This window comes from Parabacteroides sp. CH2-D42-20, from assembly GCF_003670185.1.
GTDB classification, from domain to species: Bacteria; Bacteroidota; Bacteroidia; order Bacteroidales; family Tannerellaceae; genus Parabacteroides; species Parabacteroides distasonis.
In genome coordinates, this window is sequence record NZ_RAYG01000037.1 from 25,612 (window position 1) to 49,313 (window position 23,702).

The window sequence follows — 23,702 nt, forward strand, 5'->3', positions numbered from 1 at the left end:
TCAATTCAGTATATAATTCGAGGCAACCTCATTAAACGCCTTTACCTGAGCAGAGGTCCAAGTCTCGTCCTTCCCCCATTCCGTAGCCAGAATCCCCGCTACTTTAGGAGCCATCGCCATCGCTGCCCGTGCGTCTAAGAATAAGATACGCAAACGGCGTGCCAATACATCCTCCAAAGTACGAGGCATCTCATTACGGACCAGCCAAGTCACCTCTCCTACCGTATAGGCATAGTCCGGATGCAACTTCTCCGCCATGGCGGGGGAAGAGGCCACTAAGTTACGGATTTCGTCGGCATCCGTACCATATACGTATAAAGGATCGGAGAAATCCGGATTCTTCCGGCTACCATGGATTTGGTAACGCTCGGTAATACAGTCTTTTGTAGGAATATGCATGTAACGTATCGCTAGGTCTAGGGTATCTTGAGCCATTTTCCGGTAGGTTGTCCATTTGCCTCCGATAATGGTGATCAAGCCGGATTTCTCCCGGATCAATTTATGGCTACGTGATATCTCTTTTGTCTTTTTACCTTCGCTACGGGGAGCGGCGAGCGGACGAAGCCCCGCGAACACGGATAAGACATCGCTTCGCTTGGGTGGCCGGGTCAAATAGTTAGCGGCCGTATCGAGTATAAATTGGATTTCTTTCTCTAAGGCTACCGGCTCTTTTTCCGGCGATTCCATCAAGGTATCCGTTGTCCCTACCACGACTTTATCATGCCAAGGTACGGCGAACAACACACGTCCATCCGATGTCTTAGGAATCATAATGGCGCAATCACTTTGCAAGAAAGAGGAATCCAATACCAAATGGACTCCTTGGCTGGGGCGAACGGTCGGGCGTTTACCCGGCTCGTCCATTTGCAAGATCTCATCGGCGAAGACACCGGTAGCGTTGATCACGCAACGGGATCTTACTTGATAAACCGTACCGGTCTCCTCATCTCGAACCGTAACGCCGGATACTTTGCGGTCGTCGTCCTTCAGAAGCCCTATGACTTTCGCGTAGTTCAAGATACAAGCGCCAGCGTCGATAGAGCTGCGGACCATATTAATCGCAAGACGGGAATCATCGAACTGGCCGTCATGATAAAGCACCCCGGCGGTCATCCCTTTCGAACGAAGCATCGGAATGGTACGGAGCGCCCGTTTCGGACCGATACAAACCGAACGTCCCAGACCTAATTTTCCGGCCATCACATCATATAGGATCAGGCCTATCGTATAAAACGGGCCTTCCCACCAACGATAACAAGGGATTAAGAAGGTTTGATCTTTTACCAAATGGGGAGCGTTCTGGCGTAGCAGGCCTCGTTCGCGCAAGGCTTCCAGAACCAAGGAGATATCTCCTTGCGCCAAATAACGGACACCGCCATGGACCAACTTCGTACTACGGCTGGAAGTTCCTTTCGTAAAGTCCGATTGTTCGAATAAGGCGACTCTATATCCTCTTGTCGAAGCATCCAGAGCGATACCTATGCCGGTAGCTCCTCCTCCGATCACAAGAAAATCAAAGACTTCAGACGGGTCTTCCAACTGAGAAATCATTTTACTACGGTCCATATAGCTCCTCCTTTATTAAGATTAACAGTCACAAATCTAACCATTAATTCTTAGTATAACAAAGGATTTGGGAAAAAGGATCAGTAGCGCTTTCTGTTTTCCATAAAGATAACTGCAGTTTCTATTGGAAGAAACAAAAGTTTCCTGCTGAAGAAACTTTTGTTTTGCTATAGGGAAACAAAAGTTTTCCTTACGGGGAATTTAAAAAAACTGTAATAGTCTGATTATTATCACTCAAACATCTTATCGATACCTCCTGTATCCGGTGGAGTCGTAGGGCTATCTTCCTCCCCTCCTTCGCTACATGGGTTCGCGTATTTCTCGGGGATCTCGAAAGTCTCGTCTTCCGAGTAGCCTAACGTTTTATCTTTATAAACCTTTTGCATATAAAGGGCGTAAATCGGTAACGCCATACTCGCTCCCTGCCCTTCCGCCAAGCGGTCGAAATGGATGGAACGGTCCTCGCCGCCTACCCAGCAGCCGGAAACCAAGCTAGGCGTAAATCCCATGAACCAACCGTCGGAGTTATTCTGGGTCGTTCCGGTCTTACCACCCATCTCCGCCTTGATACCGTAGCGGAAACGTACACGTCCTCCGGTACCACCGTCGATTACGCTTTTCAACATATGTAGCATCTTATAGGAAGCATCTTCCGTCAGCACCTCACTCATCTGTGGGGTAAAGTTCGCGATTGTATTTCCATATGAATCTTCTATACGGGTCACGAATAAAGGTTCTACCCGGATGCCCTTGTTGGCAAATACCGTATAGGCCCCGACCATCTCACCCACCGATACATCCGGAGTACCCAGACAGACCGAGATAACCGGATCGATATGATTCTTCAAGCCGAAAGAATGAAGCAAACGAACAAACGTATAAGGTGAGAGCTGGCTCATCAGATAAGCGGTTACCCAGTTATCCGAGTTCTGTAATCCCCACTTGATCGTAACCATCTCGCCGATTCGCTTCGCGCTGGCGTTACGGGGAACCCACAAACGACCGTTCTCGTCCATCAACTGCTGCTGCACATGTAGCATCTGGTCGCAAGGACTGATCCCCTCGATCATCGCCAACGAATAAAGGAACGGTTTCATGGTAGAACCGATCTGACGGCGACCGCCATTCACCATATCATATTGGAAGTCATTATAGTCAATACCACCTACATAAGCCTTGACCTGCCCGGTGCGAGGGTCCATCGACATAAACGCCGTACGCAAGAAACTCTTATGATAACGAATCGAATCCAAGGGAGACATGATCGTATCGATCGGACCATCCCAACTAAACACACGCATATCGACAGGCTTCTCAAACTCCTTGCGCATATCGGCCTCAGCCATTCCACTCTTCTTCATCGCCCGGTAACGATCTGTCTGGTGCATCGCACGCATCAACATCGTGTCTACTTGACCGACACTTACGTCTCTTGAGAACGGAGCATAGCTACGTCCCTTCTTTTCCCGGAAGAAAGCCGGTTGAAGATCTTTACTCATATGTTCGCGGACAGCGTCTTCCGCATATTTCTGCATACGGGAATCGATGCTCGTATAGATTTTCAAGCCATCCGTATAAAGATTATAGTATTCTCCGTCGGCTTTTTTATTTTTGTTACACCATCCATATAATGGATTCGTCGCCCAAGATAATGAGTCCTCACTGAATTTCTGAGATTGCCAAGAGGCGTAATCCTTACGCTCCGGTTTCTTCGCGGTCATTGTCAGACGAAGGTATTCACGGAAGTAAGGAGCCAAACCGTCTTTATGGTCCATACGGGTAAAATGTACGACCAAGGGTAAAGCCTTCAACGAATCACATTCCGCCTTGGTTATGTACCCGGCCTTTTCCATCTGCTCCAAAACCGTATTACGACGGCCGATGGTACGCTTGTTATGGCGAACCGGATTGAAATAAGAAGGGTTCTTGCACATGCCTACCAACGTGGCGGCTTCCTCGATCTTCAAGGTTTTAGGGGTCTTCCCGAAATACACACGAGATGCGGATTGGATTCCCACGGCATTGTACAAGAAGTCAAACTTATTCAGATACATATTTATAATCTCTTCCTTTGTGTAATAACGTTCCAATTGAACCGCGATCACCCATTCGATCGGTTTCTGGAAAAGACGTTCCATCATATTATCGGCACTCGGCGAGAATAATTGCTTCGCTAATTGCTGGGTAATGGTACTACCGCCACCACCGCTTTTTTGCATCAAGATACCCCGCTTCACGATGGCACGAAACAAACCCTGCGCATCGATACCGCTATGTTCGGCGAACCGGATATCCTCGGTAGCGATCAAGGCTTTCACCAAATCCGGCGAAAGATCCTCATAATTCACGTAAATACGATTGTCTTTGCTATGCGCATAGGCTCCCAACGCCTTTCCGTCCGAGGAGATAACTTGGGAAGCATATTTATCAATCGGGTTCTCCAATTGTTCCACCGGAGGCATATAACCAATTGAACCATTCGCTATCGCCATAAACACCATTACCACCGCCCCTAATATAGCGAGGTATACTATCCAACAAGAAATAAGGATACCTTTTGTAATCTTTGATGCCATCTTTTTATATTTCACGGTATGGATAAAAGACTCATCTTATCCACAACGACCTATTTAAGATCACAAAAATAGAGGAAAATACGATCTTATGCAAGTTGAGGCACATATTTCGCCAACAAATAACCACCAGCTAGTAACCAAACATATAAAATAGTGGCCAAAACAAAGGGCTTAGCGCCAGCTTTCTTAAATTTCTCGATACTAGTCTCCGTACCAAGAGCAGTCATGGCCATTGTCAGCATGAATGTATCTACCTGATTGATCCCATCTACAACCGCATGAGGAAGCAAGTCGAGCGAATTGAAACCAATCACGGCCAAGAAACCAAACGCAAACCAAGGAATAGTGATCTTACCACGAGAAGGGGCAACGCCTCCGCCATTCCTCCCCCCGTTAACCACGGACTTCACGGCGGTTCGAGCCAACATGAAACTCATGACCACTAGCACAGGAGCTAACATCATCACACGAATCATTTTCACGATAATAGCCGCATCCGAAATTTCCTTTCCCATAGCGTTACCGGCTCCTACCACATGAGCTACCTCATGCAAGGTCGCACCCGTATAAAGTCCCATTTGCTCAGGGTCTAAATCAAGAATACCTGCACGGTACATCACCGGATAAATAAACATAGAAAGCGTACCGAAAATCACGACTGTCGATACGGCAACCGCCGTCTTATGAGCCTCGCACTTCACGACCGGTTCAGCGCCCAATACCGCGGCAGCCCCGCAAATAGCGCTACCCGTGGCGGTCAGTAAAGCAAGGTCTTTATCCATTTTCATCAATCGCCCCACCCAAACACCGATCAAGATGGTAAGCACCACGATCACCATATCGATCAGGATTGCCGGAAGGCCGATCGCAATCACGCTCTGGAAGGTCAGCTTAAACCCATATAGTACGATACCCGCACGAAGCACTTGCTTAGTACAAAACAGGATACCCGGAACCCACGTCTCCGGCAAATGGTTTCTCAGGCTGTTGGCGTACAACATACCTAAAATAATGCCGACAATCAGCGGACTGAATGACAATTGTTTAATAAACTGGAACTCCGCGATATAGAATGCGGAACAAGAGAAAAGAGCTATCAGCAAGACACCATGTAATACGTTACCTCGTTTTTCACTAAACATAATTATTGATTTATTTAGTACAACATATCATTATTTGATTTCGTTCGCGAAAGTACATATTTTCATCCGATCCCTTACTTCACAAGTTTTTATAGCGAATAACCTAAAGTTATTGCCAATGTTGACTGGCAAAACGCATGAAACTTTCTTCCATACCGCTGTTCTGCCCCTGCGGCTCCACAAAGGAGAAAGTCCGTTCGGCCTTAAAACCCTCAATATCTATCACTTTCAAACGTCCTGCCATCAGCTCACGTGTCACCGCCCGAATAGAAAGAATTCCCAAAGCATCGGAATTTTCCAAGAATAATTTGATACTCTCCGTACTACCTAGCTGCAATAATACGTTCAATTGCGACAGTTTGATCTGGTGTTTTGCCAAGGTCCCCTCCAAGACCTCAAGCGTACCGGAGCCGTTTTCACGAAGTACTACGGGCAAAGCACAAAGTTGTTCCAACGTCAGTTCGTCATAAGCAGCCAACTTAGACCCTACATGAGTGACAACCACTAACTCATCCTTCATAAAAGGTATATAATGCATCGTATTTTGACGGGTAGTCCCTTCCACCAATCCTAACGTTATTTTTCCATCTCGCAAAGCCAACTCTATATCCCGGCTATTCCCATTCAATACAGATACATGTATATCCGGAAACATCTTAATGAATAAAGCAAGCACGGGCGGAAGAACATATTGGGATATTGTCGTACTGGCACCTAAATGTAAATCCCCCAGAAAATTATTTGTCAACAGATTCATCTCGAAATCCAATTGACGATACGAAGCCAATAAGGAATGGGTATGCGAAAACAACAACTCGCCCGCACGAGTTAAACGGATCTGGCTACCTGTTCGTTCAAAGAGAGGCGTCTTATACTGAACCTCCAACTCATGGATATGCTTGCTAATAGCGGGTTGGCTAATGAACAATTCCCGGGACGCTTTCGTGAAGCTTAAGTTACAAGCTACGCTATGAAATACTTTTAATCGAAAATCCATGATATTCTACCTTTTGCTGTTTTAATTTAACAAAGATAAAAAAAATACTATATATTTGTAGATTGAAACATAAATATATGAATGAATATGAAATATCTATATGTTTTATTGTTGACGTTGACCGTCAACGCATGCAGTGGTCAACGCAATCAAAAAACGGAAGAATCCAATGTAGCGCCACCCACCTTTGAAATGGTCTCAGTCCCCACCCTAATCACAGACCCAGTGGAAAGGGCCGAATATTTAGTGAAACATTATTGGGATAAATTCGACTTCAAGGATACGACCTATATCCATGAACCTCAAGTGACCGAGCAGGCATTATCCAACTATATAGATTTGATGAACTATGTCTCGCCTGCGGCTATGTCTTCTTCCGTAAAAGCGATGATGAAACAAACAGAACAAGACAGTGCCATGTTTCAGTACTTTTCCGAGATGATGGAGAAATATCTATACGACCCGAACTCCCCCCTAAGGAATGAGGAAATGTATATAGCAGTATTGGAATATCTTACCGAATCCTCGTCATTAAGCGATGTGGAAAAGATACGTCCCGCCCATTTGCTAGAGCTCGCATTAAAAAACAGAATCGGGACGCCTGCGACCGATTTCACGTACACATTAGCGAACGGACAAACCGGGAAATTATACAATATAAAAGCGGATTATCTATTATTATTTTTCTATAATCCGGACTGTCATGCTTGTCAAGAAATAACCAGACAAATGGAATCGTCCTTCTTGATCAATGAATTTTCAAAAAGCAACAAACTAAAGATCTTAGCCGTTTATCCGGACGAGGATCTGGACGCATGGAAAGAGCATGTTTCCGTCATGCCTAAAGATTGGATCAACTCATACGACAAAAGTGTTTCGCTTAAAAACGACGAGATCTACGACTTAAAAGCGATACCCACATTATATCTATTAAACAAAGAGAAAAAAGTATTGTTGAAAGACGCTACTTTTCAACAGATCGAAAATTATTTATCACAAACAACTAACTAATTTAAAACATGAAAAAAATCTTATTGTCCTTGGCTTTCTTAGCAGGAGTGAGCCTAACGGTTTCCGCCCAATTCAAGATTGGCGGCAAGACCATTAATACGAAAAAAGTGATTAATGCCGCGACTGATGTAGCGCATGCCGCTACTCTATCCGACGAGGATGTAGCCAAAATGGCAAAAGAGTACATCCAATGGATGGACACTCATAACGAGGTAGCAGGTCCGGATACGGAAATGGGACAACGCTTGGAACGCTTGACCGCCAATTTAAAGAAAGTTTCCGGCCTAGACTTAAACTTTAAAGTATATAATGTAGTAGATGTAAACGCTTTCGCCTGTGGAGACGGAAGTGTACGCGTATGTGGCGGATTGATGAAAATCATGGACGATGACGAGGTATTCGCCGTTATCGGTCATGAGATCGGGCACGTCGTTCATTCCGACTCTAAAGACGCCATGAAAAACGCTTACTTGACCTCCGCCGCTAAAAACGCCGCCGGAGCTGTAAGTGGAACCGTATCCAAACTGACCGACTCTCAACTGGGAGACATGGCACAGGCCTTGGCCGGCGCTCAATATTCCCAGAAACAAGAGTATGAGGCGGACGAATTCGGTTTCCAGTTTTGTATAGATAACGGGCGAGATCCGTACGGAATGTCTAACTCATTAAATAAATTGTTACAACTGAGTGAGTCGGAAGCTAAATCGTCCAAGTTTATGCAGATGTTCTCAAGCCATCCCGAGACTCAAAAACGTGCCGATCGGGTAAAAGAGAAGGCCGATGAGTACGTGAAAAGCAAGCAATAACTGTTAACGGTCCTTTAGCAGGACGGACTATTATTAAAATAAAGCTAACTTATCAAGGATTTACGCCACGAAATCATGCTATACAACATAAAATACTATATATTTGCACCGTGTTTTTCATGGTATTAGATTTAAGGTTAGCAATGAAGATTGGTCGTCCGTGACGGATGACCATTTTTTTTGCTTTGATAATCAAAAAAACTTCTACCTTTGCAAAAGATCTATCTATTAAGAATCATGAAACACACACATAAATATTTAATTTTTGCCATATCCATATTTCTTGTCTCTTTGTTAACCCTAGGTTGCCAAGAAAAAGAAGAAAAGAAAGTCGTGCTTATCCATTCTTTTGAGCAAAAGAAAGATACCTACCCGATTTTTAATGAAGTGCTGGAACGAACATTCAATAAGCAAAAAATAAACCCGAAGATTCATACATTCTATCTAGATTGCGAGCAATATCTGGATAGTGCCGAAATAGCCCGAATGTATAATTATATTGACTCGATCAAAGAGATTAAACCCGATATCATATTAGTAAACGATGATCAAGCTTGCTACTCTTTATTAGCTTGTGGACACCCGTATCTAAAAGAAATACCGATTGTTTTCGCCGGCGTAAATTATCCGAATTGGTCGCTTTTAAAGAAGTACCCCAATCTTACCGGACTACACGACAAACAAGACTTCATCAAGAATATAGAATTTATACATAAATTATTCGGAGTATTGCAAATCCAGATTCCTTGCGACCGGACAATCCTTGGAAGAAAATCCTTTAATGACTTTTGGCAACAAATACAAGGACACCCGGAAATAGAAATAATCCGCCTTAAAATCCGGGGGCTAGAGTTAGATAAAATCGGAACAAATGACAGTCTATTTGTAAAGAGGCTCATAGACCTTACCCAAAATGGCACTCAGATGCGGTCGCTACCGGGAAAAAACTGTATAGCAAAAATAAATACCCTTCCATACCGAGTTTTACCGGGATCTTCTTTGCTCTTTAATTTGTCCGGCACTCTGGATCAAAGCACTTATCTAGATATAAAATACGATCATACCTCCGAAGCTTTTTATCAATTAGTCAATTATCCCAGCTTCTCCGCTCATTACGAACCGATTCAATATCATCCGGCTAAAAGACGGAATCGATACATCGGAGGTTATTTCACATCCGTAGAAATACAAGCACAAGAACAGGCGGAAATGGCTTCATTAGTGTTGAAAGGGACCCCTGTCGCAGAAATTCCGATCAAAGAAAGCAGTAAGGAATATATTCTCGTATGGCATAGCATAAAAGCATAGGGAATACCTATCGAGAAGATCCCTTCTTATGCCCGTTTAGTCAATATCCCTTTTTATGAGCTATACAAGAAACAGCTAATCGCTTTCATTTGCGTAGCGTTCATCTTTATCAATATCGTTGCCACGGGATTATGGAAGCTATATTCCAGAGAACAGAAATATAAGAAATTAGCGCAAGCCAATTTGGTAAAACAGAACAAGGAACTGGAAGTAGCCTTAGAGAAGGCTAAAGAGTCCGACCAAATGAAATCGGCATTTTTAGCGAATATGAGCCATGAGATACGGACTCCATTGAACGCTATCGTCGGATTCTCGAATCTTATGAACACAGACATCGAGCTCAGTAAGGCAGAACGGGAAAACTTTACCGAGTTAATCAATACGAACAGCGATCTGTTATTGAACCTTATCAATGATATCTTAGATCTTTCCCGTATCGAATCGGGCCGTATGTCATTCTCTTTCCAGCAATATTCTCTAAATGAATTAATAAGCACGATTTACCAGACTTTCCAAGTTTTAATGCCGGAGAACGTAGAACTTCGTATGCAAATACCGGAAAAAAGCATATCCATTCCCACGGATAAGCTTCGGTTGACACAAGTGATTACCAACTTTCTTAGCAACGCTATCAAATTCACGCAAAAGGGATATATATTGATTGGTTATGAATACCGAGAGGAAGAGCGGCATATACATATTTTCGTAGAAGATACCGGCATTGGTATCCCGAAAGAAAAGCAAGACGCCGTTTTCAATCGTTTCACGAAACTGGATGAATTCGCCAAAGGTACCGGCTTGGGACTATCCATTTGCAAAGTGATAACCGAACGTTTCGATGGGTATATCGCCGTAGAGTCCGAAATAGGAAAAGGAAGCCGTTTCTCCATTATCCTTCCCCTTAACCCCAAACACACTGAAAGTGATTAATCACATTTATTCGCGATAATCCCGAAAATAATATTACTTTTGCTTTTGTATACAATTTTAAATTTCAGATCTGTGAGTACAAGAATAAAATTAAGGGTTCAAGGATTAGCGAACAGCCAAATTCAATCCGGGGCCTATGCGTTAATTTTGGCAGAGGAAAATGGTCCACGGCGAATTCCAATCATCGTAGGAACCGCTGAAGCACAGTCTATAGCGATCGCTTTGGAGCATATCGTACCTCCTCGTCCATTAACACACGACTTATTCGCCACTTTTGCGCAAGCCTTCAACGTCATTCTTAAGGAAGTCTACATATACAAATTCGAAGATGGTGTGTTTTACTCAGAATTAGAGTTTAGCGACGGTGAGCGCTCGATAAAGCTGGACTCTCGCACTTCCGACGCGATTGCCATAGCGCTTCGGGTAAATTGCGACATCTTTACTTCCGAGGAGATTGTAAAGGAATGCGGTGTCGTACTGGAAGACACCCTGTCCATCCCCGCTGACGAACCGGAGGACGATGACAATTTATTAGAATTAGAACCGGATGAGATTAAGGACGAAGCCCAGTTAAAGAAATGGTTAAGCCTATTGGATATCCAAGAAATAAACGAGCGATTGGAAGACGCTATAGCGGACGAAAATTACGAATACGCGAAAATGTATAAAGACGAGTTGCGCCGTCGAGAAGAAGAGGAGGACACAAACAAATGATTGGAGAACAAGGAGGATTCGGACTGGTCTCACTTTTAAGAGGTCTGCTTGGGATCATTACGATTTTAGGTATCGCCTATGCGATGAGTTATGACCGTAAACGGATCGATTGGAAATTAGTAGGTGGAGGTTTGTTCATGCAGATCGTATTCGCCTTGGCGGTTTTATATGTACCGTTCGTCGGAAGCCTATTGGAAGGATGTGGCAAGATATTTGTTAAGTTGATGGACTTCACGGATGCCGGTCTTACTTTCTTATTAGGCCCGTATGCCTCTAAAGCGGCAGGATTCAGTTTCTTGCTTCATTCGCTACCGATTGTTATTTTCTTCTCCGCCTTGGTTTCCATGTTTTACCATTGGGGGATTATCCAGAAAGTAGTCGGTGCCTTTGCGTGGGTATTGCGTAAATTCATGAATATATCCGGCTCGGAGGGATTAGTGGCCGCCGGTAATATTTTTATGGGAATGACAGAATCTCCTGTGTTGATCAAGAATTACCTGCCGACAATGAATCGTTCGGAGATATTTTTGGTCATGGTATCCGGAATGGGTACGATCGCCGGTTCCGTAATGGGTACTTACATAGGTATGTTGGGAGGAACAGATCCGGCGTCGAAGGTTTTATTTGCCACTCATTTGCTTTCGGCTTCCGTGATGGCAGTACCGGGTTCAATCGTTTTAGCGAAGATGCTTTGTCCGCAAACAGAAGAAGCCACGGATCATGTAGCTGTCTCCGGCAAGGAAAAAGAGAACTCGAATATTTTAGATGCCATCTCATCAGGTACGGTTACCGGCGTAAAATTAATGACGAATATCGCTGCCATGTTATTGGTATTCATCTCGTTAGTAGCGTTAGCGAATTATGTTACGGAAGACGTAATTGGACGTTACACGGGATTGAACGACTGGATCGTACAGATCTCGGACGGCAAAGCAAAAGGACTGACTTTCCAGTTCATACTGGGCGTAATCACCGCTCCTTTCATGTGGTTGATAGGTGTACCGGGCCAGGATATCATGCTGGTAGGATCTTTACTGGGACAAAAGACCATATTGAACGAATTTGTCGCCTATTTCCAATTACAGCAATGGAAAGATGCCGGATTATTCATGTATGAGAAATCGATCTTGATGTCTACTTATATCCTTTGCGGATTCGCTAATATATCGTCTATCGGTATCTTATTAGGCGGATTGGGCGTATTAGCCCCGGAAAAACGAGGATTAATTTCACGTATCGGCGTACCGGCCATGATCGGCGGAGCCCTGGTCTCTGTGCTATCGGCTACTATAATTGGTATGATCCTTGGGTAATTGAAAATTGAGAATTGAGAATTGAAAATTAGATGGTCATGCAGATTTTTTATACACCAGATATAGCTATCAAGCCGGAATTACCGGAAGAAGAAGCAGGACATTGTATACGGGTACTTCGTCTAGGTGAAGGCGATGAGATAGTATTGACGGATGGGCAAGGCTCTTTTTATAAAGCGGCTATTAGCCGGGCGCATCCCAAACATTGTGAGGTGACCCTCTTAGAGAGTTGGAAACAACCCGATCTCTGGAACTTCAATCTCCATATAGCCATAGCTCCTACCAAAAACATGGACCGGATGGAGTGGTTCGTGGAGAAAGCGACGGAAATAGGGATCAATGCGATCACCTGTTTGAATTGTCGTTTCTCGGAGCGTAAAGAGATCAAGCCGATTCGATTGGAGAAGATATTGGTCAGTGCAATGAAGCAATCCCAGAAAGCGACTTTGCCAGCGTTAGAAGGAATGACAGATTTCAAGAAGTTTGTCGCCACTCCCTTTGACGGGCGTAAGTTTATCGCCCATTGCGAGGAAGGCGAGAAGCCACTATTAAAACATACGTATCAGCCGGGAGAGAATGCCTTAATCCTCATCGGACCGGAAGGTGATTTTAGCCCGGAAGAAATCAAGCTGGCTCAAGAGAATGGCTTCGAGCCGATCTCTTTAGGAGAGAGCCGGCTGCGTACGGAAACGGCTGCGCTAGTGGCTTGCCATACGATTCATGTGTTAAATCAATAGAGTCCGGTAAGATGCCTCACATTACCGGAGGGTAATCGTAACTTGATTATTGATCGCAGATGCCCTGTCTGTTATTCGGATTCGTTTTAACAGTTTGTCAATCTATCCCCATATTCTGTCTTGTTTACAGACAGAAGTACGGGATGGCTTATAAAAACGTCACTCTCCAGCAGTCAAAAAAACATCCGATCAATCACTGACAGGATGTCTTTACTGCTTGTCACAAATGAAAACCACCTTAACTAAACAAGCAAATGCGTTGCAATTGCAATTATCAATTTTAATGAATACAACAAAAACATGAACGCAGATCAGCATATTTGATCAATAGCCACCGCAAATATACGAAAAAAACAGACCTATGCTATAATATACTATAGCTATTTACATAAAAATCTTCACATACTTTGTTACTCTATTTATGATAAACGAGAGTGACAAAATAATAATACAACGTATTGTGCAAAGGATAAAATCTTTACGCAAGGAACGTAGTATGTCACAACGTGAACTGATGTTCAGATCCGACGTCAATATTTTTATATTAGAACAAGCCAAACAAGATATCAAAATCGGAACCTTAATTAAAATAACCAGAGCATTAAATATCTCTTTATCCGACTTTCTAAAGGGTATTGAAGATGACACTAATATAGAATAATCCTATTTCCATTAAAAATACGTTAATCCTCATAAGGGTTATTAAGCAAATTGCTACATTTGTAATGATATTAACAAATCTAATCTAATAACAATTTAAGTAACATGAAAAATTTGTTCAAATCATTCTTGATTCTTTCAGCCATAGCTATGGCTATCCCCTGTATCGCTCAAACTCCGAATACATTGACTAAGAAGGAGAAAAAAGCTGGCTGGGAATTATTATTCAACGGAAAAGACTTCTCAGGATGGCGTCAATGTAACGGAACCGCTATGCCCGCGAACTGGGTTATAGAAGACAATGCAATGAAAGTATTTACCGGCGAAGGCAAGAAACCGGGACAAGGCGCTAATGGCGATATCCTTTACCAGAACAAAAAGTTCAAAAACTTCGAGCTTTCGGTAGACTGGAAAGCCAGCAAGATGGGCAACTCCGGTATCTTCTATTATGTACGCGAAGTACCCGGCAAACCTATTTATTATGCGGCTCCCGAAGTACAGGTACTAGATAACGTGGACGCAACCGACAACAAATTAGCGAACCACCTAGCAGGTTCTCTATATGACATGCTTCCCGCAGATCCGAAAACAGTTAATCCTGCCGGCGAGTGGAATACGATCGTAATCCGTGTAAAAGATGGAAAAGTAACGCATACTCAAAATGGCAAAAAAGTAGTTGAGTACACTTTATGGAGCAAAGAGTGGGATGATCTGGTAGCTAACAGTAAATTCAAGAACTTCCCGGGTTTTACCGAAGGTATCTCTAAAGAAGGTTATATAGGTCTGCAAGATCATGGCTATCCTATATGGTTCCGTAATATCAAGATCCGTGAACTAAAATAGTTCTTCGAATCTATCGTATATAAATAAAAAGCCCGGGATTCTGATAAATCACCGGGCCTTTTTATATCTGTTTAAAAAGTAAGCCTAATTACTCCCACTCAATTGTCGCATTCGGTTTCGGAGACATATCGTAGCATACACGGTTCACGTTCTTCACCTCTTTCAAGATACGATCCGTAATCTTCATCAAGATTGGCCAATCAACCGGTTCGATCGTAGCGGTCATGGCATCTACCGTATTGACGGCACGGATAATCACGGGCCATTCGAAAGAACGGGCGTTATCACGTACGCCAACCGACTTAAAGTCGGGTACTACCGTAAAGTATTGCCATACCTTTTTATCCAGTCCGGCGTTCTTGAACTCCTCCCGTAAGATCGCATCCGACTCACGTACCGCTTCCAGTCTATCACGAGTGATAGCGCCCAAGCAACGTACGCCCAAACCCGGTCCGGGGAACGGCTGGCGATAAACCATGTCATAAGGCAAACCTAACTCTACGCCACAAGCACGAACCTCGTCCTTGAATAATTGACGCAAAGGCTCAACCAACTCAAATTGCAAATCTTCCGGCAGACCGCCTACGTTATGATGGGATTTCACCATCTTAGCCGTCTTCGTTCCGCTCTCCACGATATCCGGATAGATCGTTCCTTGAGCCAAGAAATCGATTCCATCTAATTTGCGAGCCTCTTCCTCAAATACACGGATAAACTCACCACCGATAATCTTACGCTTTTGCTCCGGATCTTCCACGTCGGCCAGCTTATTCAAGAAACGATCGGTAGCGTCTACATACACCAAATTGGCATTCAATTGGTTCTTGAAGACCTCAACGACATCCTCGGACTCGCCCTTACGCATCAAACCATGGTTCACATGCACGCAAACCAATTTATCGCCGATCGCTTTCAAAAGCAAAGCGGCTACTACAGAGCTATCGACACCTCCAGACAAGGCCAGCAGAACTTTCTTATCCCCTACCTGACGCTTCACCAACTCAATCTGGTCATTGACAAAATTCGTCATATTCCAGTTTGCCTCAGCCTTGCAAGTATCGAACACGAAAGACTTGACAGCGCCCTTGATCGCCTCGACATCATCCGTAAACTCCGGCAATTTAACCTCGCACAACGCCTTATCGTGACCTGCGGCCATTACAGGAGTGCCCATCTCGTAAATACCCGGATTCACGTCGATAGCTACACCGTCGATAACATTGTTTGGACCACCATTGATAATGATACCTTTCACGTTTGGCAAGGCTTTTAATTCCTCAACCGTGATGTCATGCGGATAAATCTCACTATAAACGCCTAACGCACGAATAGCACGAGCCAACACCGTATTCTCATGACTACCTAAATCCAAGATAACAATCATATCTTGCTTCATGTGACTTTTAAATTTTATTGATTTTACACTTTGTTATACCTAAGACAAATGTCACTCCCACTCGATGGTTGCAGGCGGCTTCGAGCTGATGTCGTACACGACTCTATTTACGCCTTTCACCTTATTGATAATCTCGTTGGAAACTTTGGCGAGGAACTCGTACGGAAGCTGCGCCCAATCGGCGGTCATGGCGTCCGTGGAAGTTACCGCACGTAAAGCTACCGTATTCTCATAGGTACGCTCATCGCCCATTACACCTACGGATTGAATCGGAAGCAGGATCACTCCGGCTTGCCAAATCTTATCGTAAAGTCCCCACTCACGCATCAATGACATATAGATATCGTCAGCATCTTGCAGGATACGTACCTTTTCCGGCGTGATATCACCCAAGATACGGATACCCAATCCCGGTCCCGGGAACGGATGGCGCTTGATCAAATGCGGTTGCATACCCAACTCCATACCGACACGGCGAACCTCATCCTTGAAAAGAAGACGAAGCGGCTCGACGAGTTTCAAGTTCATCGTATCCGGAAGTCCGCCCACATTATGATGGCTCTTGATAACCGTACCTGTGATAGACAGCGACTCGATCACATCCGGATAAATCGTACCTTGCCCCAGCCACTTGATATCTTTCAGCTTATGCGCCTCCTCATCGAAGACATCGATAAATCCTTTGCCGATGATCTTACGTTTCTTCTCCGGTTCCGTAACGCCCGCTAGTTCTTTATAGAACTTATCTTTCGCGTTTACGCCGATCACGTTCAATCCTAAATGCTCATAATCCCTCATTACGTTCTCGAACTCATTCTTGCGCAGCAAACCATGATCCACGAAAATGCAAGTCAAGTTCTTACCAATCGCCTTATTCAGCAATACGGCCGTAACAGATGAATCCACACCGCCGGAAAGAGCCAAGATCACTTTATCATCTCCCAATTGCTCCTTCAACTCAGCTACGGTAGATTCGATAAAGGAAGCCGGTGTCCAATCCTTGGCGCATCCGCAAATATTCAAGAAGTTATCCAGCAACTTCGTACCGTCTGTCGAATGGAATACTTCCGGATGAAACTGAACGCCCCACGTTTGCTCACCTTCCACATGGTAAGCGGCAGCCCTCACGTCGTCCGTGCTGGCGATCACCTTGAAATTATCCGGCAATACGGTAATCGTATCTCCATGAGACATCCATATCTGTGAACCCACATGGATCCCTTTCAGTAATTCATCCTCACCATCAATGTGCGACAAATTAGCACGTCCATACTCACGTGAATTAGCCGGTTCCACATTACCTCCGGATGTATAAGCTAGAAACTGCGCTCCATAACAAATACCTAAGACGGGATACTTCCCCCGTATCTCGGTCAAATCAGCCTTAAAGGCATTCTCGTCGTATACGGAATAAGGACTTCCGGAAAGGATCACACCTTTCACGTCGGTAGCGTCATGCGGGAATTTGTTATAAGGAACGATCTCACAATACATATTCAACTCTCTGACCCTACGGCCGATAAGCTGGGTTGTTTGCGAGCCGAAATCAAGAATAATAAGTTTCTCGTGCATGCAATTATGATTATTTAATTGAGTGGCGCAAAGGTAGTAATAAATTCGGGAAGCATAAACACACTGGGCAAATATTCTTCCTTATCACGATACTTTTAAAGGATCTTCCCTTGTCCTATTACGCCTTTCCTCCTGAGACATTCATTATCCACCATCTGTTGCATGATTGTCCACCAACTGTTGCATGATCATGCAACGGATGGTGGACAATCATGCAACAGCCATTAGAAGATGAATACCTCAAGAGGAAAACCACAAATCCCCCTAAGGATCCGGCCAAGGGAAGCCGAGAAAACAGCGAACCGTCCGATAACCCGACGAGGGTTCCGGACGGACAAAACAAAAAAAGCCTCGAAGCGTTCATTACAAACAACTTCGAGGCTTTCCTCCGAGGTTCCTGGCGGATTCGAACCGCCGTACATGGTTTTGCAGACCACTGACTAAGCCACTCATCCAAGGAACCGAATCAATCAAAAATAAAAGTAATTTTCAATTCTTAATTCTAAATTTTCAATTACCTAGAGGTTCCTGGCGGATTCGAACCGCCGTACACGGTTTTGCAGACCGCTGACTAAGCCACTCATCCAAGGAACCATAATTTCAACACAAAACAACTACTTTCGTTTTGCGAGTGCAAAGAAAGAGAATAATATTGGAATTTCCAAACTTTTCCTTTCTTTTTTATTTTTCCTTCCGAATATTATAGAAGTAGAGAAAATGAGCTTACCTTTGCCTATCAAATAGATAAATAACGAAAAAAATGACTTATACAGAAACTGTAATACCGGGCGTATGGATCATTGAGCCAAAGGTATTGAAAGATGCGCGCGGATACTTTATGGAAGCTTTTAAGCAAGCGGAATTCGAGGAGCATATCGGAAAAATCCAGTTCGTACAAGACAACGAATCTTGCTCCTCTAAAGGCGTATTACGAGGATTACACTATCAGCTAGCGCCCTATTCTCAATCTAAATTAGTCAGGGTGATCAAAGGACGGGTATTGGATGTAGCCGTAGATGTACGTGAAGGCTCGCCCACATTCGGCAAATATGTAGCTGTAGAGTTATCGGACGAGAATAAACGCCAGTTATTCATTCCACAGGGATTCGCCCACGGATTCCATGTATTAAGTGACGAGGCTATCTTTACCTATAAAGTAGATAATCCATATACTCCGACGCATGAACGGGGAATCCGCTATGACGATCCCACGGTCCATGTAGATTGGGGCATCACGGATCCGGAATCGATCAACCTATCCGAGAAAGACACCAAAGCTCCATCGCTGAAAGACGCTGAGCTTAATTTCAAATACTAAACACTGTACAGATATGAAAACTTACCTAGTTACCGGCGCCGCCGGTTTTATCGGTGCCAATTTCATCAAACACATGCTGGCGAAATATGACGATATCAAGATCGTTGTCCTAGACTTGCTGACTTACGCAGGTAATTTAGGCACCATCGCCGAGAATATCGATGGAGTACGTTGCGAGTTCGTGAAAGGCGATATTTGCGACCGTGCCTTGGCCGACCAGCTATTCGAGAAATACAACTTCGATTATGTCGTGAACTTCGCCGCTGAAAGTCATGTGGACCGAAGCATCGAAAATCCCCAGCTATTCCTGCAAACCAATATCCTCGGTACACAAAACCTATTGGACGCCGCACGAAAAGCATGGGTTACCGGTAAGGCCGAGACAGGTTATCCGGTATGGCGTGAAGGTGTACGTTTCCATCAAGTCTCTACCGATGAGGTCTATGGAAGCCTAGGTTCCGAAGGGTATTTCCACGAGACCACGCCTTTAGATCCCCGAAGCCCGTACAGCGCCTCCAAAACAAGCGCGGACTTATTCGTAAAGGCTTATCACGAGACATATAAGATGCCGGTATCTATTACCCGTTGTTCCAACAACTACGGACCTTACCATTTCCCGGAAAAATTGATTCCCTTAATCATAAAGAACATATTGGAAGGTAAATCCCTACCTGTATATGGTGACGGCACAAACGTACGCGACTGGTTATATGTAGAGGATCATTGCAAGGCGATCGACGCCGTCATCCACCACGGGCGTGTGGGAGAGGTTTACAACGTAGGCGGTCATAACGAGAAGCAGAACATCGAGATCGTGAAACTCACGATCCGGACGATCCATCAACTAATGACCGAACAACCGGAATATCGCCAAGTATTAAAGAAAAAAGAGATCGGTGCCGATGGACAAATCTCTATCGACTGGATCAACGACAGCTTGATTACATTCGTAAAAGACCGTCTGGGCCATGATCAACGATACGCCATCGACCCGACGAAGATCACCAACGAATTAGGCTGGACACCAGAGACCTGCTTCGAGGTCGGTATCGTAAAAACCATCCGTTGGTATCTTGAGAACCAAAAATGGGTAGAGGATATCACCGGTGGAGATTACATGAAATATTACGAGCAAATGTATGGATCACGTTGATTCCTCAACGTGACCGTGTGTATGTGGATGAATCTCAGAGAGGCTGTTTCCTAATTCGGGAGCGGCCTCTCTTATTTGTTTCCGGATCGTCTCGCGTATCTCCTCACGCACATTCCTGCGGGTACTATCCAGTTCCGCTTGCTTGGCAGGTTTCAAGAAATCTTTATATTTACATTTCACTATCTTGAACTTGAAATCATCCAGATTCCCTTTTATATCGATACCCAGCTTAAACGGCACTGGCGATTTTAAAACCGAGAGATGGTAATCGAACGTCATATCCAAATTATGCGTTCCTCCTACGGCTACTTTATACCGGTCCATCTCCACCAAGAATGGGAATACCTCGATCTTGTTATCATGGATCGCTAAATCTACCGCTATACTATCAATCATATTCCGTTTTTTATTCTTGAACATCAACGTCTTCGATATCTCGGTAAATGTCTCACCATCCAGCAGCACCATATTCTTTCCGCTCAGGTAGCAAGAGGCATTTACAGACGGCAGCAACACGGACATCGTAGAATCCGCCTTGCAAGTCGCCGTCATCTGGCAATCTACCATGCCTTCGAACGAACGAAGCATAGGGACCAATGTGTCGATATCCGGGAATAAACTGATTAACCGTTCTACTAAAATATCATTTAAGGACAACTCAAATCCCATAGTCGCCTCTTGATCTGTTTTGGTCGTATAAACCATCGTCAGATCTCCGGAACCGATATTCGAGCTCATACATAAATCGCTCAGATTGATACTTTGATCCCGGATTACAACCTCACCTTTCACATCCTCCAACTTCAGATCCTTAAAATCTATTTTTTTAGCATTTGTATGAAGCGTCAGATCCAAGAATTTCGGAACGACAAATAGTTGAGAGATCGAATCCGTAGCGACACTATCCACGGTATTCGCTAATAGATGATCCGTCTCCAGTACGGAGATACTGTCTTCCGAGAAGGCCCCAACCGAATTGGATGCCAATTGATCAGAAAACTGCAAACCTTTACTTATAGCCAGCATCAACTGGTTACAATCGATCAGATCGGATTCCAACTCGAAATTCGCTTTCAGCTTTCCTCCCCGTAGCATGGCCCGCCGGATGTCGCTAAGCTCTCCGCTCAAAGTAAGATCGCTCTTTCCTAAATGCAGGTGGGCACCACTCAACGTCATATTGTTAGTATTGAATTTCACGCTTGTCTCATCAATATACATCGGAATGGGGAATAAGCGGCTAAAGCCCCTCAATTGCTTAAACCTCACTTGTCCCCGAGCCTCCCATTGGCGTAAGACACTGTTTGAGGAAGCGACCGAATCCACTTGCGACCGCTGTCTATTCGCCCTTCGGGTGGTCTGCGTGCGCCTGCGCAAGGTATCACCGGCGGCAATACGGCGTTCACGTTGTTGACGGATCGCTTGCCGATAAGGTAATGCTTCCAAAGAGAACTGGCTTTCCGTCAGAACCATACCCGTCCGTAAAGGGATAAGAATATATTTTAAGGTGTCCACCGAGATCGTAGCTCCCGCCATAGGGATCCGCTTATCTGTAGAAGAAGCCTTGATGCCCCCTTTCAACACGGTCTTACCGGCCACCATCCAGGTAGAATCCGGCAACTTGGTGCGTAAATGATCAAATTCCAACCCTGCGGTCATAGGGATAACAGCCGTTGTATCAATAACCGGCGTCGTATTGGCTACCATCTTCAATCCACCGATATTCGTACTGATCTCATCCTTATACTTTATATTCAAGGTATCCACCGATAGATTAGCGCTCAACAATCCTTTCGCATTCAGATATTTACTTTCATTTTCCGTAGATCCTACAAACAGATTCGCCCCAGCGATATACATATCCACGCCTAACGGCTTACTAAACGCCTTGAAGCAATCAACCGTCAAATTGCCGGATGATTTGACCTTGGCGAAGCGGCTATTCACGATATCATCCACCTTAAACACCGTAGATAAATCAGCCATCATGGTACCCTCCAGCAGCAGTGTGTCGGGATTCAAGAACTCTTTAGCCAAACGGGTAAAATCGACCTGCCCTTTCATCTCCGCCCGAATCGCGGGATTCCTCCAGATATCCCTAACCTCGCCACTCATGGTCAACGAGGTATTCAACCCGATCAATGTCAACTCCTCCAAAGAGACATAAGAAGAATCCGGGTAAGCGCCATTCAAATGTAAATCCACGTCCATGCGCAAGGTATCGATCCCCTGTTCAATACCTTTTACATGATAAGAACCATCCTCTATCTTGCAGCATAAGTTCACGGTCGGAACAATACTATCCCCTAATTCTCCACGGATATCCCCTTCCAAAATAATACGTCCCTCAGCAAGTGTTTTATCCCGATCCTTAAAATATTCATCCGGAATAAAATGTAAGAGATCATTCATATCGGAAACCTTCAACCCGAAAGTCATATCGATCCGTGACGGATTATCCTCGGTAGCCGGCACCATAAAGCCATCCGCCGTAAAAGGCAGGTTATTCACCAGCAACTCCGCGTCCCTCAACCCAATCCGGCGAAGTCCGTCAGCCAACAACAAACGTCCCTTGAAGCGTAACGCTAACTTATTCGCCAAAGAATAAGACGGGCTACGGAATACGATCGAGGAAGAACCGGTCTCCACATCCAACTTATTTCCTCGTTGGGTCAAAAGGCCGTCTATATGTAAAAAGAAACCATCGATCGCCGTATATAAATCCTGCTGCCGGTCATCATAGACAAAATGCCCATTCGTAATATGCACTTGCTGCAAATCTATTTTAGGCAATGGAGATGACGATGATTCGTCTACCGAATCCATCTCACTTTGATAAATCTCCCAATTCGCCTTTCCCTCCTCATTCACATAACCATAAAAACGGATACTATCCATGATAACCCGAGGAATCGTCACTTTCCCGCTAAACAGATAATCCGTAGGGTTAAATACGACGATCGCTTTTTTGAAAGACAGCAAAGAATCCGAAGGAATCATCAAATCCTCCTGATGTTCTATAGAATCCTCAGCCTGATGTGAGATCAAACGCCCATTTGTCAACTTCACTCCCAGATAAGGATACGTCTCGAAATAAGTCAACTCCACCCGCTCACATTCCAAGTGCGCCTCTATGAATTCGTTTGTTTTTTCTACGACCAGCGGTGTCAGCTTCTCCGGAGGTAAGACCGCCCATTTCAGTATACCAACCCCGATCAAGGGAAGTATGAAAAAGATCCCGACCAACGCAGACACAACAACCAGCAATATCTTTCTTATTCGTACCATACTCATTCCTTCATCTTATCACAAACAACACTAATTAAATTGTATGAGCAAAAATACGAAATACTATCCCAAAGACAACGCTTATCTCATAAAAAAAGGCCCCCCGCAATGAGAGACCTTCTTTTTACATCTTATTTATTTTTCTACAATTTATTTATCCAGAACCTCGTATTTAGAATGCTGGCTCTTGAACTCGGGAACAATCTCCTTCATCCGCTTCACGATCTGCATATCCCCCTCCACGGCACAAGCATGTACCAAGGCATCAATCCGCAGATTGGCGTCAACATAATCATACGCACGGACTTGGGCGATCTTGATCTTCGGATGAAAAGTAGGCTTGGAGGTTTCCTCCTCATTGAGTACCTCCTCATA

The 23,702-nt window shown here is 44.4% G+C and carries 17 protein-coding genes, 2 tRNA genes and 1 pseudogene; 10 read left to right on the top strand and 10 right to left on the bottom strand.

Annotation, left to right across the window (positions count from 1 at the left end; genetic code table 11):
* From D7V92_RS19170 to D7V92_RS19185, 4 genes are all read right to left on the bottom strand, one after another.
* A complete protein-coding gene (locus D7V92_RS19170) occupies window positions 1-1,566 on the bottom strand; it encodes a glycerol-3-phosphate dehydrogenase/oxidase (protein WP_009275902.1) in 1,566 nt (521 codons plus the stop codon).
* Between the two features lie 230 nt (window positions 1,567-1,796).
* Window positions 1,797-4,142 (bottom strand): transglycosylase domain-containing protein, encoded by a 2,346-nt coding sequence (locus D7V92_RS19175; RefSeq protein WP_005855004.1) that lies wholly within the window; start codon window positions 4,140-4,142, stop codon window positions 1,797-1,799.
* Between the two features lie 86 nt (window positions 4,143-4,228).
* The gene (locus D7V92_RS19180) at window positions 4,229-5,284 is read right to left on the bottom strand and encodes a YeiH family protein (protein WP_022191709.1); all 1,056 of its coding nucleotides are present in this window, start codon (window positions 5,282-5,284) and stop codon (window positions 4,229-4,231) included.
* 109 nt (window positions 5,285-5,393) lie between these two features.
* A complete protein-coding gene (locus D7V92_RS19185) occupies window positions 5,394-6,281 on the bottom strand; it encodes a LysR family transcriptional regulator (RefSeq protein ID WP_008773321.1) in 888 nt (295 codons plus the stop codon).
* A gap of 81 nt (window positions 6,282-6,362) precedes the next feature.
* Between D7V92_RS19185 and D7V92_RS19190 the strand changes: the two genes are divergently transcribed.
* The 8 genes from D7V92_RS19190 (at window position 6,363) to D7V92_RS19230 (ending at window position 14,603) form a co-directional block, all read left to right on the top strand.
* Window positions 6,363-7,292, top strand: coding sequence for a DUF5106 domain-containing protein (locus D7V92_RS19190; RefSeq protein WP_008780245.1), 930 nt, complete (start codon window positions 6,363-6,365; stop codon window positions 7,290-7,292).
* A gap of 8 nt (window positions 7,293-7,300) precedes the next feature.
* Entirely contained in the window at window positions 7,301-8,098 is a 798-nt protein-coding gene (locus D7V92_RS19195) for a M48 family metallopeptidase (RefSeq protein WP_121773549.1), read from the top strand.
* A gap of 237 nt (window positions 8,099-8,335) precedes the next feature.
* Window positions 8,336-9,406: a hypothetical protein gene (locus tag D7V92_RS19200; protein WP_121773550.1), complete on the top strand. Its 1,071-nt coding sequence runs from the start codon at window positions 8,336-8,338 to the stop codon at window positions 9,404-9,406.
* Window positions 9,407-9,589: 183 nt separating this feature from the next.
* Entirely contained in the window at window positions 9,590-10,336 is a 747-nt protein-coding gene (locus D7V92_RS19205; RefSeq protein ID WP_233572879.1) for a sensor histidine kinase KdpD, read from the top strand.
* A 72-nt stretch (window positions 10,337-10,408) separates the two neighbouring features.
* Window positions 10,409-11,050 (top strand): bifunctional nuclease family protein, encoded by a 642-nt coding sequence (locus D7V92_RS19210; RefSeq protein ID WP_009275899.1) that lies wholly within the window; start codon window positions 10,409-10,411, stop codon window positions 11,048-11,050.
* Window positions 11,047-12,363: a NupC/NupG family nucleoside CNT transporter gene (locus D7V92_RS19215; protein WP_008780242.1), complete on the top strand. Its 1,317-nt coding sequence runs from the start codon at window positions 11,047-11,049 to the stop codon at window positions 12,361-12,363. Before D7V92_RS19210 ends, D7V92_RS19215 begins: the two co-directional genes overlap by 4 nt.
* A gap of 38 nt (window positions 12,364-12,401) precedes the next feature.
* Window positions 12,402-13,100 carry a 16S rRNA (uracil(1498)-N(3))-methyltransferase gene (locus D7V92_RS19220; RefSeq protein ID WP_005854983.1) on the top strand — a complete coding sequence of 233 codons (699 nt, stop codon included), beginning with the start codon at window positions 12,402-12,404 and terminating at the stop codon, window positions 13,098-13,100.
* Window positions 13,101-13,865: 765 nt separating this feature from the next.
* Window positions 13,866-14,603 (top strand): DUF1080 domain-containing protein, encoded by a 738-nt coding sequence (locus D7V92_RS19230; RefSeq protein WP_057327341.1) that lies wholly within the window; start codon window positions 13,866-13,868, stop codon window positions 14,601-14,603.
* 88 nt (window positions 14,604-14,691) lie between these two features.
* On the opposite strand, the gene guaA (D7V92_RS19235) is transcribed toward D7V92_RS19230, so the two are convergent.
* The 4 genes from guaA (D7V92_RS19235) to D7V92_RS19255 all read right to left on the bottom strand — a co-directional run bounded on the left by guaA (D7V92_RS19235) (window position 14,692) and on the right by D7V92_RS19255 (window position 18,165).
* A complete protein-coding gene (guaA, locus tag D7V92_RS19235; protein ID WP_005854978.1) occupies window positions 14,692-15,999 on the bottom strand; it encodes a glutamine-hydrolyzing GMP synthase in 1,308 nt (435 codons plus the stop codon).
* Window positions 16,000-16,050: 51 nt separating this feature from the next.
* Window positions 16,051-17,571 carry a glutamine-hydrolyzing GMP synthase gene (guaA, locus tag D7V92_RS19240; protein ID WP_005854975.1) on the bottom strand — a complete coding sequence of 507 codons (1,521 nt, stop codon included), beginning with the start codon at window positions 17,569-17,571 and terminating at the stop codon, window positions 16,051-16,053.
* A gap of 391 nt (window positions 17,572-17,962) precedes the next feature.
* Window positions 17,963-18,034 (bottom strand) — tRNA-Cys (locus D7V92_RS19250).
* Window positions 18,035-18,093: 59 nt separating this feature from the next.
* Window positions 18,094-18,165, bottom strand: a tRNA-Cys gene (locus tag D7V92_RS19255).
* 166 nt (window positions 18,166-18,331) lie between these two features.
* On the opposite strand from D7V92_RS19255, the gene rfbC reads away from it, so the two are divergent.
* Both rfbC and rfbB read left to right on the top strand, forming a co-directional pair.
* On the top strand, window positions 18,332-18,889 hold the full coding sequence (rfbC, locus tag D7V92_RS19260) for a dTDP-4-dehydrorhamnose 3,5-epimerase (RefSeq protein ID WP_121773551.1): 558 nt from the start codon (window positions 18,332-18,334) through the stop codon (window positions 18,887-18,889).
* A gap of 13 nt (window positions 18,890-18,902) precedes the next feature.
* Entirely contained in the window at window positions 18,903-20,042 is a 1,140-nt protein-coding gene (rfbB, locus tag D7V92_RS19265) for a dTDP-glucose 4,6-dehydratase (protein WP_121773552.1), read from the top strand.
* Here rfbB and D7V92_RS19270 read toward each other — a convergent pair.
* Both D7V92_RS19270 and D7V92_RS19275 read right to left on the bottom strand, forming a co-directional pair.
* Window positions 20,034-23,333 (bottom strand): AsmA-like C-terminal region-containing protein, encoded by a 3,300-nt coding sequence (locus tag D7V92_RS19270; protein ID WP_121773553.1) that lies wholly within the window; start codon window positions 23,331-23,333, stop codon window positions 20,034-20,036. The genes rfbB and D7V92_RS19270 overlap by 9 nt on opposite strands.
* 144 nt (window positions 23,334-23,477) lie before the next feature.
* A pseudogene (locus D7V92_RS19275) lies at window positions 23,478-23,702 on the bottom strand (polysaccharide biosynthesis protein); the annotation flags it as partial.